Annotated in this window: 12 protein-coding genes and 1 pseudogene; 7 read left to right on the top strand and 6 right to left on the bottom strand. The window is 74.9% G+C overall.

Annotation, left to right across the window (positions count from 1 at the left end; genetic code table 11):
* Positions 1–96: 96 nt before the first annotated feature.
* On the bottom strand, positions 97–1,287 hold the full coding sequence (locus ACFXGN_RS17355) for an LLM class flavin-dependent oxidoreductase (RefSeq protein WP_384859481.1): 1,191 nt from the start codon (positions 1,285–1,287) through the stop codon (positions 97–99).
* A 914-nt stretch (positions 1,288–2,201) separates the two neighbouring features.
* Between ACFXGN_RS17355 and ACFXGN_RS17350 the strand changes: the two genes are divergently transcribed.
* Both ACFXGN_RS17350 and ACFXGN_RS17345 read left to right on the top strand, forming a co-directional pair.
* Positions 2,202–2,747, top strand: a complete 546-nt coding sequence (locus tag ACFXGN_RS17350; RefSeq protein ID WP_384859479.1) for an FABP family protein — start codon at positions 2,202–2,204, stop codon at positions 2,745–2,747.
* A 42-nt stretch (positions 2,748–2,789) separates the two neighbouring features.
* Positions 2,790–4,859 (top strand): prolyl oligopeptidase family protein, encoded by a 2,070-nt coding sequence (locus tag ACFXGN_RS17345; RefSeq protein ID WP_384859478.1) that lies wholly within the window; start codon positions 2,790–2,792, stop codon positions 4,857–4,859.
* On the opposite strand, the gene ACFXGN_RS17340 is transcribed toward ACFXGN_RS17345, so the two are convergent.
* Entirely contained in the window at positions 4,807–5,790 is a 984-nt protein-coding gene (locus ACFXGN_RS17340; RefSeq protein WP_384859477.1) for a LuxR family transcriptional regulator, read from the bottom strand. The two genes, ACFXGN_RS17345 and ACFXGN_RS17340, sit on opposite strands and share 53 nt — an antisense overlap.
* Before the next feature lie 160 nt (positions 5,791–5,950).
* On the opposite strand from ACFXGN_RS17340, the gene ACFXGN_RS17335 reads away from it, so the two are divergent.
* Positions 5,951–7,363, top strand: a complete 1,413-nt coding sequence (locus ACFXGN_RS17335; protein ID WP_384859475.1) for an aminopeptidase P family protein — start codon at positions 5,951–5,953, stop codon at positions 7,361–7,363.
* Between the two features lie 185 nt (positions 7,364–7,548).
* Here ACFXGN_RS17335 and ACFXGN_RS17330 read toward each other — a convergent pair whose 3' ends face one another.
* The gene (locus ACFXGN_RS17330; protein WP_384859472.1) at positions 7,549–8,613 is read right to left on the bottom strand and encodes a PaaX family transcriptional regulator C-terminal domain-containing protein; all 1,065 of its coding nucleotides are present in this window, start codon (positions 8,611–8,613) and stop codon (positions 7,549–7,551) included.
* Positions 8,610–9,251, bottom strand: a complete 642-nt coding sequence (locus ACFXGN_RS17325; RefSeq protein ID WP_384859470.1) for a GNAT family N-acetyltransferase — start codon at positions 9,249–9,251, stop codon at positions 8,610–8,612. The genes ACFXGN_RS17330 and ACFXGN_RS17325 overlap by 4 nt, the downstream gene beginning before the upstream one ends.
* A gap of 92 nt (positions 9,252–9,343) precedes the next feature.
* On the opposite strand from ACFXGN_RS17325, the gene ACFXGN_RS17320 reads away from it, so the two are divergent.
* The 4 genes and pseudogenes from ACFXGN_RS17320 to ACFXGN_RS17305 all read left to right on the top strand — a co-directional run bounded on the left by ACFXGN_RS17320 (position 9,344) and on the right by ACFXGN_RS17305 (position 13,263).
* Positions 9,344–10,636 (top strand): DUF418 domain-containing protein, encoded by a 1,293-nt coding sequence (locus ACFXGN_RS17320; protein WP_384859468.1) that lies wholly within the window; start codon positions 9,344–9,346, stop codon positions 10,634–10,636.
* 180 nt (positions 10,637–10,816) lie between these two features.
* Positions 10,817–11,203 (top strand): annotated as a pseudogene (locus ACFXGN_RS17315) (nuclear transport factor 2 family protein); the annotation flags it as partial.
* Positions 11,204–12,193: 990 nt separating this feature from the next.
* Complete coding sequence (locus ACFXGN_RS17310) at positions 12,194–12,583, top strand: STAS domain-containing protein (protein ID WP_384859465.1); 390 nt, start codon at positions 12,194–12,196, stop codon at positions 12,581–12,583.
* A gap of 77 nt (positions 12,584–12,660) precedes the next feature.
* Positions 12,661–13,263: an isochorismatase family protein gene (locus ACFXGN_RS17305; protein WP_384859463.1), complete on the top strand. Its 603-nt coding sequence runs from the start codon at positions 12,661–12,663 to the stop codon at positions 13,261–13,263.
* 146 nt (positions 13,264–13,409) lie between these two features.
* Here ACFXGN_RS17305 and ACFXGN_RS17300 read toward each other — a convergent pair whose 3' ends face one another.
* Together ACFXGN_RS17300 and ACFXGN_RS17295 are read right to left on the bottom strand one after the other, a co-directional pair.
* Positions 13,410–13,967, bottom strand: a complete 558-nt coding sequence (locus ACFXGN_RS17300; protein ID WP_384859461.1) for a carboxymuconolactone decarboxylase family protein — start codon at positions 13,965–13,967, stop codon at positions 13,410–13,412.
* A 181-nt stretch (positions 13,968–14,148) separates the two neighbouring features.
* Positions 14,149–14,625: a macro domain-containing protein gene (locus ACFXGN_RS17295; protein ID WP_384859458.1), complete on the bottom strand. Its 477-nt coding sequence runs from the start codon at positions 14,623–14,625 to the stop codon at positions 14,149–14,151.
* Between the last annotated feature and the right edge of the window lie 145 nt (positions 14,626–14,770).

Genomic DNA, 14,770 nt, shown 5'->3' with positions numbered 1-14,770 from the left:
TCACGTTCCCGGTCGCACCGGTCCGTGGGACCGGGAACCACACGCGTACCGAGCCCCGGGCCGCAGCGCAGACGCTGCGGCCCGGGGCTCTTTCCGTCAGGTCCGGCCGCCCGGCGCGAGCGGCGCCGCCCCGCCGGGCGCCGAGGACCGCGCGCCCGGGGCCCCGGGGAGCGGGGGCAGCAGTCCGCGCGCCGCCAGCACCGGCCGCACGCCCTCGCCGAACCAGTACGCCTCCTCCAGGTGCGGGTAGCCGGACAGCACGAAGTGCTCCACCCCCAGGTCGTGGTACTCCTCGATCCGGTCCGCGACCTCCGCGTGGCTGCCGACCAGCGCGGTGCCCGCCCCGCCCCGTACCAGCCCCACCCCCGCCCACAGGTTCGGCGCGATCTCCAGCCGGTCGCGGTCCAGCGAGCCGCCCCGGTGCAGCGCCACCATCCGCTGCTGGCCGACCGACTCGCTGCGGCCGAGCACCCGCTGCGCCGAGGCGACCGTCTCCTCGTCGAGCGTCGACAGCAGCCGGCCGGCCGTCGTCCACGCCTCGCGCGCCGAGTCGCGGGAGATCGTGTGCACCCGGATGCCGAAGCGGACCGTCCGGCCGCGCCGCGCCGCGAGCCCCCTGATCCAGTCGAGCTTCTCCCTGACCTGCCACGGCGGCTCGCCCCAGGTCAGATAGACGTCCGCGTGTTCCGCCGCGACCGGACCGGCAGCCGCCGAGGAACCCCCGAAGAAGATCTCGGGCAGCGGGTCCGGCGGTAGCGCGGTCAGCCCGCCCTCGACCTGGAAGTGCTCGCCCGCGAAGTCGAACGGCCGCCCGCCCCACACGCCCCGGACCACCGACAGGAACTCCGCCGTCCGCGCGTACCGCCGGTCGTGGTCCAGCCGGTCACCGAACCGGCGCTGCTCGACCGAGTCGCCGCCGGTCACCACGTTGAGCAGCAGCCTGCCCCGGGTGATCCGCTGGTACGTGGCCGCCATCTGGGCCGCGAGCACCGGCGACAGCACGCCCGGCCGGAACGCCACCAGGAACTTGAGCCGTTCGGTGTGCTGGGCGAGCGCGACCGTCGTCAGCCACGCGTCCTCGCACCAGGTGCCGGTGGGCGTCAGCACGCCCTCGAACCCCAACTGCTCGGCGGCCTTGGCGATCTGGGCCAGATACTCGACGTCCGGCGCCCGCACCCCGGGAACGGCCCGGTCGCGGGTGATCCCGCCGTCCGCGTAGGCGTGCCGGTCGACGAGGGTCCGGCCGTCGCCGCCGGTGGGCAGGAACCAGTGCAGGTGAACGCTCATCGGGAGGCCTTTCCGTGGCCGCGCGCCGGGCCGACCGGGGCGGCGGGTCCTGGGGACGGGAAACGGGTGCGCGACGGCGGCCGGGGCGCGGCGGGAACACGCGCGCACGGCGGACCGGTGCGTGGGGGAGGACGGGCGGCGGCGGGCGTCAGCGGCCGGGGCGACACGCGGCGGAGGCCACCCGCAGCAGGTCGATGTGACCACGCGTGGTGAGCAGGGCTGTACGCGGCATGGCGCGAAGGTATGCGGCGGGCACGGACCGGGTCAACGCCCGTCTCGGAGCCCGGACGAGCGGTCCACGGCCCGGACGCCCGGGGAGCACCCGCCAGGACACCGCCGTGTGACGGGACGCGTACACCGTCGTGTCGGGAGCGTTGCGGGAGTCGTACGGCGGTCTTACGGGGGTCGTACGGCGGTCGTACGGCGGTCTTACGGGGAGGCTGACCGGGCCCGCTGTAACGGGGGCGGGGCGGGGGAGCGCGGGCGCCCCCCCAGGGTCGGGGGATCAGGTCTCGGCCGGGCGGCACCTCCCGGCCGGGGGGCCGCGTCCGGGCTCGGGCGCGGGTCCGGCCGGACCTACCGCTGTCCCCGCCGGGGCCGTACCGCCGTCCGGGTCGTACCCCCGGCCCCCGCCCGAAGCCGGACGGGCGGGGCAGCCTGCCTGGTCTCCGCCCGCCTGGTCTCCGCCCGCCTGGTCTCAGTCCGGCCGGCCTCCGCCTGCCCGGCCTCCGCCTGCCCGGCCTCAGTCCGGTCGCCCTCCGCCCGCCCGGCCGGGCCACGGCCGTCCCGCCCCGGTGCCGGACGCCCCCGCCGCCGGACCGGATCTCGTCCGGGACCGCCCGGCCAGGACCTCGACCGGGGGAACGGCCCCTAAGCTGCCCTGCGGCAACCGGATCCGACCCAGGAGCGCACCCATGTCCCCACGTGACCGGCAGTTCCCCTACCCCGACGCCTTCCGGGCCGACGGGACGCCCGCGCCGCACGAGCTGCTCGGCCCCGTGCGCGGACTCCTCGGTACCTGGACCGGGCGGGGCAAGGGCGGATACCCCACCCTCGAAGCCGACTTCACGTACGCGCAGGAAGTGACCTTCAGCCACGACGGGCGGCCCTTCCTCCACTACGAGGCCCGCGCCTGGCTGATCGACCCGGACGGCGCCCCGCTGCGTCCGGCGGCCCGGGAGAGCGGCTGGTGGCGGCTGCGCCCCGGAGGAGCCGTCGAGGCGCTGATCACCCAGCCCACCGGCATCGCGGAGATCATGGTCGGCGAGGCGCGGGACGGCACGGTGGACCTGGTCACCGACGGCGTCGCCCTCACCCCCACCGCCAAGCGCGTCGACGCCACCCGCCGCCGCTACGTCCTCGACGGCGCCACCCTGGACTTCACCCACGACCTGGCGGCGGTCGGCGAACCCCTCGGGCACCACCTCGCGGCCCTGCTGCGGCGCGTGGACGCCCCCTGACCTGCCCTCCGGCGGACCGCGCCCGGCCTGCACAATACAAAGATGACCGATGACGACCCGTACCTGTGGCTCGAAGACATCTCGGGGGACGCCGCGCTCGCGTGGGTGGCCGAACGGAACGCCGAGACGGCCGACGCCGTCGCCGGGGACACCGGCTTCGAGACGCTGAAGAAGCGCCTGCGCGAGGTGCTCGACGCCTCGGACCGGATTCCCTACCCCGTGCGGTGGGGCGACCACCTGTACAACTTCTGGCAGGACGCCGAGCACGTGCGGGGCGTGTGGCGGCGCACCACCCTGGAGGGGTACCGCGCGGACGAACCCGCGTGGGAACCGCTCCTCGATCTCGACGCGCTCGCCGAGGCGGAGGGCGAGAAGTGGGTGTGGGACGGGGCCGAGCTCCGGCGGCCCGATCACGGGCGGGCCCTCCTGCACCTCTCCCGGGACGGCGGGGACGCCGCCGTGGTCCGCGAATTCGACCTCGGGACGCGGGAGTTCGTCGAGGACGGCTTCCGGCTGCCCGAGGCGAAGAGCCGGATCGGCTGGGCCGGTGCCGACGCCGTACTCGTCGGCACCGACCACGGCCCCGGCTCCCTGACCGACTCCGGCTACCCCCGCACCGTCCGGCGCTGGCGGCGCGGAACGCCCCTGGCGGACGCCGAGACGGTCTTCGAGGCCGAGCGGGGCGACGTGTCGGCCTGGGGCAGCCACGACACCACCCCCGGCTACGAGCGGGAGTTCGTCGGACGCTCCCTGGACTTCTTCCGGAGCGAGGTCCACCTGCTGCGCCCCGACGGCACCCTCGTCCGGATCGAGGTGCCCGAGGACGCCGACATCGACGTCCACCACCGGCACCTCCTCGTCACCCTGAAGTCCCCGTGGCTCGACCGGCCCACCGGCTCGCTCCTCGCCTTCGACTTCGAGGACTTCCTCGCCGGGGACCGCACCCACCGGGCCCTGTTCGTCCCGGACCCGCGCACCGCCCTCGCCGGGCACCTGTGGACCCGCGACCACCTCGTCCTGGAGACGATGCGGGACGTCAGCACCCGCCTGGAAGTGCTCACCCCCACCGCCGAAGGCCCCTGGGAGCGCCGCCCGCTCGCCGGAGTGCCCGAGCTGTCCGCCGTCAGCGTCTTCGGCACCGACCCGGACGCCTCCGACGAGTACTTCCTCGACGTGTCCGGCTTCCTCCAGCCGTCCACCCTGCACCTCGGGCGGATCGGCGCCGGTTCCGAGGTCCTCAAGCGGGCCCCGGAACGCTTCGACACCTCGGGGCTCTCCGTCACCCAGCACTTCGCGACCTCCCGGGACGGCACCCGCGTCCCGTACTTCGTGATCGGCGCCGACCGCACCGGCACAGGACCCGGCCCCACCCTGCTCTACGGCTACGGCGGCTTCGAGGTCTCCCTCACCCCCTTCTACGGGGCGGTGACCGGCCGCGCCTGGCTGGAGCGCGGCGGCACCCATGTCATCGCCAACATCCGGGGCGGCGGAGAGTACGGCCCCGACTGGCACCAGGCGGCCCTGCGCGCCGAACGCCCCCGGGCCTTCGAGGACTTCGCGGCCGTCGCCGAGGACCTCGTGGCGCGCGGGATCACCACCCCGGCGATGCTGGGCGCCAAGGGCGGCAGCAACGGCGGCCTCCTCATGGGCGCCATGCTCACCCGGCACCCCGAACTCTTCGGGGCGATCGTCGCCGAGGTCCCGCTCCTGGACATGACGCGTTTCCACAAGCTCCTCGCGGGCGCGTCCTGGATCGCCGAGTACGGGGACCCGGACGACGAGGCCGACCGCCCGCACCTCCTGGACCTCTCGCCGTACCACGGGCTCGCGGCGGACCGCCCGTACCCGCCGGTCCTCCTGATGACCTCCACCCGGGACGACCGGGTGCACCCCGGCCACGCCCGCAAGACGGCGGCCCGGCTGCGGGAACTCGGCCACCCCGTCCTGTTCCACGAGAACACCGGCGGCGGCCACGCCGGGGCGGGCGACAACGAACAGGCCGCGCACAACAGCGCGCTCGTCCACACCTACCTGTGGCAGCGGCTCACCGGGGACGGCGTCACAGCCAGCCCGAGCGCTGTGCCTGCAACGCCATCTGGAAACGGCTCGTAGCGCCGAGCCTGGCCATCAGGACCTGCACCCGGCGGAACAGCGTGCGGCGGCTGACCCCCAGCTCCCGGGCGATGACCTCGTCGTCCGCCCCGGCCGCGAGCAGCCGCAGCAGCCGACGGTCCGCCGGGAGCAGGGCGGCCGGCCGCGCCGTCCGCCCGTGCAGGGGCAGCGCGCTCTGCCACGCCGTCTCGAACAGCGCCACGAGCGCCGAGAGCAGCCCGCACGGCTGCACGACCAGCATGGTGTTGTAGACGTCCGTCTCCTTGATCGACAGGGCGACCAGCGCGTACGCGTCGTCGATGACGACCAGCTTGACCGGCACCGACGGCAGCACCCGGGCCTGCTCGCCCGCCTCGACGCACGGCTCGATCGCGTTCTCCAGCTGCCCCGGGTGCTCCAGGGACGCCCGGGAGTACACCACCCGCTGCGTCACCCCCCGCGCGAGTGTGGCGAGCGCGTCGTCCGTGGCCCCCTCCAGCGGGAAGTACGGCGGCGAGTCGAACTGCCGGATCTGCTCCCGGGCGCTGGCCCACGCCTGCCGCATCCGCAGCCCGATCGCCTCGCCGGTGACGACCTCCACCAGCGGATCGTGGTACCCGGCGAGCCGGTGCCGCCGGAACGAGTCGAAGGCGCTCCCGACCGTGATCCGGGAGGAGTCCAGCTCGGCCGCCCGCCGCCGCCCGAGGATCTCCAGACCGGCGGCGGGCGGCACCGGGGCGACCACCTCCCGCTCCTCGTCGGCGGTGCTCGCCAGACCGGAGTCGACCAGCTCGCGGTACGCCTCCGCCAGCTCCGGGCCCGTCACACCGGCGGCGTCGCCGACCGCGCTCAGCGGCGCGGGGCCCTCCGCCAGGAGGCTGCGGTAGACCCGCACCGCCCCGGGACCGATCCCCAGGAGACGGAGGGCCTCGCTCAGCTTCTCGTTCGCCATGGACCGATTATGCGGCCCTCCGGCGTCCCCGGGCGGCCCCGCCGTGTCCGATCCGTGCCACTGGCGGTCCCGGGCACCCGGCGGCTCCGGAGCGGAGTACCTTCCGGGGTGCCGCCGATGTCCGGCGGCCCAGGAACTCATCCGGAAGAAGGTGCAGGACGTGGCGAAGGGTCGCAAGAACGGCCTCTACGAAGGCGTCTCCGAGGAACTCTCCAGCCTCATGAGGACGGGGTGGGCGGACACCGAGCAGCACGATCTGGAGCCCGCCGAGCAGTCCCCGTACGCTGCCGCGCGCCGCGCCGCGCTCTCCGCGCGCTTCCCCGGCGAGCGCCTGGTGATCCCCTCCGGCAATCTGAAGACCCGCTCCAACGACGACACGTACCCGTTCCGCCCGTACACCGGCTACGTCCATCTCACCGGCGACCAGGCCCGCGACGGCGCCCTCGTCCTCGAACCCCGCGCCGACGGCGGCCACGACGCCTACTGCTACCAGCTGCCCCGCGACAGCCGCGACAACGACGAGTTCTGGCTCGGCGCCACCGCCGAGCTGTGGATGGGCCGCCGCCGCACCCTCCGCGAGGCCGAGGTCGTCCTGGGCCTGCCCTGCCGGGACGTCCGCGCCGCCGCCGAGGACCTGGCCGCCGCCCCCGGCGTCCCCACCCGTATCGTGCGCGGCCACGACCCGAGGCTCGAAGCCGCCGTCACCACCGACGAGGACCGCGACGACGCCCTGGAGGAGGCGCTCTCCGACCTGCGGCTCGTCAAGGACGCCTGGGAGATCGGCGAGATGCGCAAGGCGGTGGACTCCACCGTCCGCGGCTTCACCGACTGCGTCGCCGACCTCTCCACCGCCGTCGCCACCTCCGAGCGGTGGATCGAGGGCACCTTCTTCCGCCGCGCCCGCCTGGAGGGCAACGCCCTCGGCTACGGCTCGATATGCGCCGCGGGCGACCACGCCACGATCATGCACTGGACCTCCAACGACGGCCCGGTCCGGCCCGGCGAACTCCTCCTCCTCGACGCGGGCGTGGAGACCCACTCGCTCTACACCGCCGACGTCACCCGCACCCTCCCCATCAGCGGCACCTTCACCGAGGTGCAGCGCAAGGCGTACGACGCGGTGTACGAGGCCCAGGAGGCGGGCATCGCCGCCGTGAAGCCCGGTGCCGCCTACCGCGACTTCCACGAGGCCTCGCAGCGTCACCTCGCGGCCCGGCTCGTCGAGTGGGGCTTCATCGAGGGCCCCGCCGAGCGCGCGTACGAGCTGGGTCTCCAGCGCCGCTTCACGATGGCGGGCACCGGGCACATGCTCGGTCTCGACGTCCACGACTGCGCGCACGCCCGCAACGAGGAGTACGTCGACGGCGTCCTCGAACCGGGAATGCTCCTCACCGTCGAGCCGGGTCTCTACTTCCAGCCCGACGACCTCACCGTGCCGCAGGAGTGGCGCGGCATCGGCGTCCGCATCGAGGACGACCTGCTGGTCACCGAGGACGGCAACGAGAACCTGTCGGCGGGTCTGCCGCGCTCCTCGGCCGAGGTCGAGGAGTGGATGGCCCGGCACGCGGGCTGATCCACGCCCGGGGCGCCCGCGCCCCGGACCTCCCGCCCCCTGTCTCCGGCCCCGCCCACGGACGCGCGGACTCGCCCCCCGAGTCCGGTCCTGTGCGCGGGGCCGGTCCTCTTTTCCCCTTCTCCGGTACCGGGGGCCGCCCGCGTGGCCCCGGCGGGTGCCTGCCGGGTACGGCGTCCGCCGGGTCAGGCTTCCGGTGCCGACCGCCCGGTGAGGTCCTCGTACAGCGCGAACAGGCGGGGCGAGGAGGGGCCGGGGTCCCGTTCCGCCGCCGTCGTGAGGGCGGACCAGGCGGTGGCGAAGAGTTCCCGTGCCCGTGCGCCGGGCCAGGGCCGGGGCAGCAGCTCCGGGGGCAGCAGCGGATCGGGGCGCATGGCGCGGGTGAAGACGGCGGCGAGCCGGACGGCCAGCGTCAGCCGTTCCGGTCCGGTCGGCGGTCCGGGTCCTTCGAGCCGGTCCAGGCAGCCTCGGGCGGCGGCGGCCAGCTCCTCGTACCGGGCGGCGATCCCGTCCAGCGGCCACAGCGCCGCCGCCAGCTCCCGGGGCTCCGCCGGGGCCCCGATCCGCAGGTCGGTGCTGGTGAGGTAGGCGACCTGGGAGGGCACGCCGAGCTGTTCCGCCCGGTGCCCGACGAGCGGTTCGACCGGGTGGGCCGTGACGTACAGCCCGCCCTGGAGGGGCGCGGCGCCGAGACCGAGCAGGGTGTCGCGGAGCGCGTCCCTGGCCGCCCGCGCGGACTCGGGCACGGCGAACGCGAAGAGGTGCCAGACGCCGTCCCACGGGGCCAGCCCCCGGTCCTGGCGGTAGGCGAGGCGCACATGGGAGACGTCGGGGGCGAGCGGTCCCGAGGGTTCGGCGACCGTACGCAGGACGGCCCCGCGACCACGCCCCTCCTGGGTGAACAGGCCCTCGGCGACCAGGCGTTTCACGCAGAGCCTGACCTGCTGGTCGGTCATCGAGAGCAGCCCCGCGACCTCGTACAGCTCCCCGGCGTCGACGGTGCCGTCCGCACGGACGAGGGCGTGCACGAGGGTGCGGGTCGGGACGGCGTCCGAGGAGCCGCCGCCCTCCGGCACGTCGGACGCGGGCCGCACCGGCTTTCCGGAGCGGCCCGTCGCGACCGTGGTCTTCACCGGCTTCCCGGGGTCGTCCGTGACGGTCGTGGTCTTCACCGGGTCCACGGGGTCGTCCGTGACGGTCGTGGTCTTCACCGGCTCCTCCGAGCCGTCCGGCGCGGTCGTGGTCCTCATCGGGGCTCCCGGGAGTCGGGGGCCCGCCCGTCCGGGCGGGCGTCGGACGGCGTGACGGGCCGGTGCATGGTCGTGACCGCGCCGAAACCCATCAGATCCCGCAGGTACGGGGTGTGCTCGGTGCGGGTGGCGGTGAAGCCGTGCCGCTCGTACAGGGCGCGCGCCCGGGGGTTGACGTCGATGACGTCGAGCCGGATCCGACGGCACCCCGCCCCGGCGGCCACCGCCGCGACCTCCCGCAGCAGTCGGCCGCCGAGGCCCTCGCCCCGGTGCCCGGCGGCGACGGCGATGCCGTCCATCACCAGTTCCCGCCCGGCGGGGTGGCGCCACATGAGGGCCAGCAGGGCCAGTCCGCGCAGTCCGCGCAGAACCCCGTACGCGGCGAGGACGTCCGAGGCGCCGCCGCCCGTCAGGCCGCGCCCGCCGAGCCGGTAGCCCGCCACCCCGGCGACCTCGCCGTCCACGAGCACGGTGACGCCCCGGTCGCGGTGGAGATGCTCGGCGAGGAAGGCGCGGGCCTTGTCGGGTGGGCCGAGGGCGGCGCCGAGCTTGCGCCCGAACGCCTCCCAGTACAGCGCGGCGACCCGCGCCTCGCTCCCCTCGGGGACTTCGCGGCACACCACCGGTTCCGTGTCCATGGACCTCCTCCTCGTCGACTTGCGCTATCGATAGTAATACGTTCATTCTCGATACGAGCGTTTCTCATTCGATAGTTCTGAAGTGGGGGGTCATGGAGACCACGAAGGCCGACGGCCCGGGAGCGGCGCCCCCGGACGCCACCGCCCGCAAGGACGCCACCCGTACGGAAACGGGCCCGGCCACCGGCGCCGGTGCCGCCACCGGCGGGCGGCTCGCACACGTCGACGCCCTGCGCGGCTTCGCCCTGCTCGGCATCCTCATCGTCAACATCGGCTATCTGGCGTCCGCCCACCACGGCTCGGGAGCCGAGGACCCCGCCTTCGGTACGCCCCTCGACGACGCGGCCGGATGGCTGGTGGCGGTGTTCTTCGAGGCCAAGTTCTTCCTGCTGTTCTCGTTCCTGTTCGGCTACGCCTTCACGCTCCAACTGGACTCCGCCGCCCGGAGCGGGGCCCGCTTCGGGCCGCGCTTCCTGCGGCGCCTGGCCGGACTGTTCGTCCTCGGCGCGCTCCACGCGGTCCTGCTGTTCCCGGGCGACATCCTCACCACGTACGCCGTCCTCGGCCTGGTCCTGTTCGCGGTGCGGGGGATCGCGCCCCGCACCGCGATCCGCACCGCCGTGGTGATCCTGGTGACCACCGCCGCCCTCTACGCCCTGCTCGCGCTCGGCGTGCACCTCACGGGCACCGGCGGCGTCGACCCGGGCGCCGCCGCCGAGGCCGCGCGGACGACGGAGGCGCTGCGCGGCGGCCCCGGCGAGGTGGTCCGGGAGCATCTGTCACAACTGCCCGACGTCGTCTACCTGCTGGTCTTCTTCCAGGCTCCGGCCGCCCTCGCCGCCTTCCTCCTCGGTCTCGCCGCCGGACGCGGCCGGGTGATGGCGGACCTCGACCGGCACCGGCGGACCCTCGCCCGACTCCAGTGGGCGGGGTTCACGGCCGGGCTCCTCGGCGCCGTCGTGTACGCGCACGCGAGCCTGGTGCGCCCGGGAGGCGCGTACCAGATCCTCGCGCTCGGCGTGGACGTCGTGACCGCGCCGCTGCTCACCGCCGCGTACGCCGTCACCGTGCTCCGGCTCGCCCGGGGGCGGTTCGGGCGGGGCGTGGTGGCCGCCCTCGGGCCGGTCGGCAGCATGACCCTGACCGGCTATCTCACCCAGTCCCTGGTCTGCGCCCTGCTGTTCACGGGCTACGGGGCCGGGCTGACGGGCCGGCTGTCGCCGTCCGAGGTCCTCGCGGTCGCCCTCGCGCTCTTCGCCGTCCAGGCCGTCGCCGCCCGGTGGTGGCTGCGGGGTCACCGGTACGGCCCGCTCGAATGGCTGCTGCGGGCGTGGACCACGCTGTCCCGGCCGCCGCTGCGACGCCGGGCGGAGCCGGAGGCCTGATCGGGGGCGGGCCGTTTCGGGGTGGGACGGGGAGGGGCGGGGCGGGGTCGGTTCGGGGAGGGCTGTTCCTGGGCGGGGTGGGTCGCGGGCCGGGGTGCCCGCGCCCTGGACGTGGCCCGGCGCCATGCGGTTAGCTGCGAGTGCGTCTATTCAACAAATTGACTATAAGGGGTCTCTGTCATGCACCCGTTCCGTCAGGCCGTCGAGAAGCGCGACCACACCGCCGTCGAGGCGATGCTCGCGGAGGACGTCGTCTTCACCAGCCCGGTGGCGTTCCGCCCGTACCGGGGCAGGGCCCTCACCGCCGCGATCCTGCGCGGAGTGATCCGCGTCCTCACCGACTTCCGGTACGTCCGCGAGATCGCGGGCGCGGACGGCCGGGACCACGCGCTCGTCTTCACCGCCGAGGTCGACGGCAAGGAGATCCAGGGCTGCGACTTCCTCCACTTCGACGAGGACGGCCGGATCGACGACTTCACGGTCATGGTCCGGCCGCTCTCCGCCGCCCGGGCGCTCGCGGCGGCGATGGGCGCGCAGTTCGACCGCATCAGCGCGGAAGCGGTCGCGGCGGAGACGGGTGGGGCGGTGACGGCCGGGGCGGAGACGGTCGCGGTCACCGGCTCGGGCGCGGCTGCGGGTCCGTCCCCGGCCGCGGGTGCGGCCATGGCCGGTGGTACGTCCCCGGCCGGTGGCGCGGTCCCGGCCACCGGCGCGGGTGCCGGTCCCGCGCGGTGAGGTGAGTGGCGCCTGCTGCGACGCCGTCGTCATCGGGCGCGGGTGACGCGGACCCTCGCCGTCGCGCCCCTTCAGCGCGCCGGGGGTCGCACGCTGCCGGACTCCGGGCGAGGCGCTGTTCCGTGAGGGACTCGCCGCCGCCCGCTCCGGCATCCGGGCCGAACGCGTCCTCCGGTCCCGGACCTGGACCGCCGGGGACCCGCCGGACTCCTCATCGCCGCCCTGGTCGGCGAGCCGTCCGGACGCCTCGACGGACGGACGGTGCGGGTCCCCAGGCCCTGGGCCCAGGCCCTCGGCCCGTACGCCTTCCGGCGGCTCGCTGAGAGCCTCGGGTACCCGGGCCGCCGCATCCGCTTCGAGGCCGACGGCGCCCCGGCGACCCCACCGGCCCGCCGGGGTCGATCCGGCGGAACCCGTCACCGTCCGGGGTGTCGCCTTCCGTGGTCCGAAGGGCCGCTCGCCCCCGGACGTTCTGGAGGGCGCGGGCGCCCGACCCGAGTCCGCCCGCCGTTCCTGTGGGCGCGGTCCGTGCCGCCTCCCGATCGTCAAGGGCGAGCTCCATCACGCGGGGAGGTCCGGCTCCGTCTCTCCGACCGGCTCCGGGTACGCGCACGCGTGCGTCGCGCATCCCCGTGACGGATGTGGAGGCTGAGGCGTGAACCGCGCACCTCGCGCACCTATACGCCCATCGGGTGCCCGTACGAGCGGGAACGGTCCGGGCATTCACCGATTCAGGTGATAGCGGTCCAGGCGAAACGTCCCTTCCGGAAGGAGGGCGGCCACGCTCGGAGCGACACATGGAGCCACCCTGTGGAGCGCCCGATGCAACTGATCCCCCGTCATGACCCGTACCTGGTCGTCCGTTCGGCCGACGGCACCACCGTCGCCGCCCTCCGGGGCGAGCTGGACCTCGTCCTGGTCCGGCACCTGCGTCCCGAGCTGGACGCCCTCGTCAGGGAGTCCGACGCCCTGACGCTCGACATTCGCGGCCTCACCTTCTGCGACGCCACCGGGCTGGGCCTCCTGGCCCACTGCGCCGGGTGCGTGCGCCGGAGCGGGGCGCACTGGCGGCTCGTGTGCGACCAGCCGTCGATCCTGCGGCTGATCCGCCTCGCCGCGCTGGGCGACCTGCTGTCCCCGCAGACCGAGCTGCCGGACGAACTCCCGGACGCCCTGCCCGCCGCCCCCGGCGTGACGAGCCCCGTCCCGTAGCGGCGGGCCGCCGGACCCCGTCGCGCGCCGGACGAAAACCCGTGGCGGCGGGGGAGGGCCGCCCCGATGATGACGGGATGACCGCGCCTTCGTCACCGCCGCCCGCCGCCCGCCCGTCCCTGGTGGACGCCCTGCTCGTCGTGGACGTCCAGTCCGCCTTCGTGACCGGCCCCGGAGCCGTACCGGACGCCGCCCGGCTCGTCGACCGCACGGCCGATCTGCTGGCACGGGCCCGGAAGGAGGGGGCGTTCGTCGTGCATCTGCAGAACGACGGGCCGCCCGGCGCGGAGGACGAGCCGCACACGCCCGGCTGGGAGTTGCACCACCCCGTCGAGCCGGGCCCCACGGAGGTGGTCGTCCGCAAGCCGTTCGACGACGGCTTCCGGGAGACCTCGCTCGGCGCGGTCCTCTCCGGGGCCGGGGTCCGGTCGGTCGCCGTCTGCGGGGTGATGTCGGAGATGTGCGTCCAGGCGACGGCCCGCACGGCGCTGGACCGGGACTACCGGGTCGTCGTGCCGTTCGACGCCCACGCCACCCAGGACGTCCCGGCGGTGCCGGGGGTCTGTGAAGCCGTTCCGGCGGCCGTCGCCTCACGGGTGGCGGCGTACGCGCTGGGAAGCGACGCGGAGGTCACCGTCGCCGCCGCCGACGTCACCTTCGGGCCGCCCGCCGTGGACTGAGCGGCCGTGGACCGGGCGGTCACGGACCGCGTTGCCGTGGGCCGGGCGGTCACGGACGGGCTGCCGTGGGCCGGGCTGCCGGTGACGGCCGGACGGACCGGCGCGCCCGGTCCGTCCGGGGCGGGGCGGGTCGGCGGTCAGGGGTGTCAGCCGTCCTCACCGTCCTCGCCGTCTTCGGCCCGCCGGTCCGGCTGGATGCCCGCCAGCAGGTTGAACGCCCCGGTCAGGAGGTTCAGCGTCACCACTCCGACCACTTCCGCGATCACCCGGTCGCTCCAGCCGTGCGCCCGCACCTCGGCGACGTCCTCGTCGGTGAGGGAGCCCGGCTCGGCGAGGACGCGGAGGGCGAGGGCGATCAGCGCCGCCTCCCGGGGATCCGTCGACGTGCCCTGACGGGCGAGCTCGACATCGGTCTCGGTGAGCCCCGCCGCGAGACCGGCGGCCCGGTGCGCCTCCTGGCAGGTGCCGCAGCCGATCCACTCCTGGACCGCGAGCGACAGCTTCTCGCTCAGCGCGCGGGGGATCTTCACCCGCTTCATCGCCCGCGACAGACTCAGATAGCCGTCGAGCAGCGCGGGCGAGTGCGCCATCGTCGACACCATCTCCCCGGCGGAGCCGTGCCGCCCGACGATGTCGCCCAGCAGCTCCCCGGCCCGGCCCGGCGCCTGCTCGGGTGTGAGCGCGGTCAGTCTTCTCGTGGTCATGAACTCTCCTCTGTATACCCTCGGGGGGTATGACGAACGAGGGGCGGGAGATGTTCCCGGAGGCCGTGACCAGGGCCGTACCGAGGGCGGGGCCAGGGCAGGAACCGGGGCGGGGGCGGGAGGGACGGGAAGGGCAGGCCGGGGCCCGAGGGTCACCGGTCATGGGATCAGCGAGGCGGTCTCAGGCGTGGTCGTAGACGGTGGCGGCGATGTCGCGGGCGCTCAGAGACGCACGGATGATCGGCTCGACGCGTTCCCATCTGCCACCGGCGAGGCCGCAGCCGATGCGGGGCAGGTGAACAGAGGCCTCGTCGGCGAGGGCGTGCTCAGCGACGGCTCGGAGGCAGCGTTCGAGGGCGTCGTACCGGATGGGCGGTCCGCTGCTCCCCGTCCTCATCCCGCGCTGCGCGACCATGTTCGCGACCCAGATGTCGGACCGGACGCGGACCATCTGCACCGCTCCGAGGGCGAAGTCGTTACCCGCGCGCTCGCGGTGCCAGCGGCGGTACTCGCGCTCCGGTTCGGGCCAGTGACGGGAGATCGCCAGGACGAATCCCTTGCCCCATCCGCCGAGGTCGTTGCAGACATGGGCGATGATCTTCGGCCCCTTCGCCTGGGGGTTGGTCGCGTCGCCCGCGACGATCCTCAACGGTTTCACGAGGTCATGATCGTCTGGCCCCCGAGCAGAGGCCACTGCTTTTCTCTCGCGCACCGCGCACCGCGCACCGCGCACCGCGCACCGCGCACCGCGCACCGCGCACCGCGCACCGCGCACCGCGCACCGCGCACCGCGCACCGCGCAC

Source organism: Streptomyces sp. NPDC059247 (genome assembly GCF_042754005.1).
Taxonomy (GTDB): domain Bacteria; phylum Actinomycetota; class Actinomycetes; order Streptomycetales; family Streptomycetaceae; genus Streptomyces.
Note: the sequence above shows the minus strand (reverse complement) of the source record. Positions and strands in the feature narration are given on the sequence as shown.

Bases quoted from the DNA above. Each gene is read 5' to 3' on its own strand.
- ACFXGN_RS17340 (WP_384859477.1), bottom strand. From the start codon at position 5,790: ATGGCGAACGAGAAGCTGAGCGAGGCCCTCCGTCTCCTGGGGATCGGT.
- ACFXGN_RS17355 (WP_384859481.1), bottom strand. From the start codon at position 1,287: ATGAGCGTTCACCTGCACTGGTTCCTGCCCACCGGCGGCGACGGCCGG.
- ACFXGN_RS17320 (WP_384859468.1), top strand. From the start codon at position 9,344: ATGGAGACCACGAAGGCCGACGGCCCGGGAGCGGCGCCCCCGGACGCC.
- ACFXGN_RS17300 (WP_384859461.1), bottom strand. From the start codon at position 13,967: ATGACCACGAGAAGACTGACCGCGCTCACACCCGAGCAGGCGCCGGGC.
- ACFXGN_RS17325 (WP_384859470.1), bottom strand. From the start codon at position 9,251: ATGGACACGGAACCGGTGGTGTGCCGCGAAGTCCCCGAGGGGAGCGAG.
- ACFXGN_RS17330 (WP_384859472.1), bottom strand. From the start codon at position 8,613: ATGAGGACCACGACCGCGCCGGACGGCTCGGAGGAGCCGGTGAAGACC.
- ACFXGN_RS17310 (WP_384859465.1), top strand. From the start codon at position 12,194: ATGCAACTGATCCCCCGTCATGACCCGTACCTGGTCGTCCGTTCGGCC.
- ACFXGN_RS17305 (WP_384859463.1), top strand. From the start codon at position 12,661: ATGACCGCGCCTTCGTCACCGCCGCCCGCCGCCCGCCCGTCCCTGGTG.
- ACFXGN_RS17350 (WP_384859479.1), top strand. From the start codon at position 2,202: ATGTCCCCACGTGACCGGCAGTTCCCCTACCCCGACGCCTTCCGGGCC.
- ACFXGN_RS17345 (WP_384859478.1), top strand. From the start codon at position 2,790: ATGACCGATGACGACCCGTACCTGTGGCTCGAAGACATCTCGGGGGAC.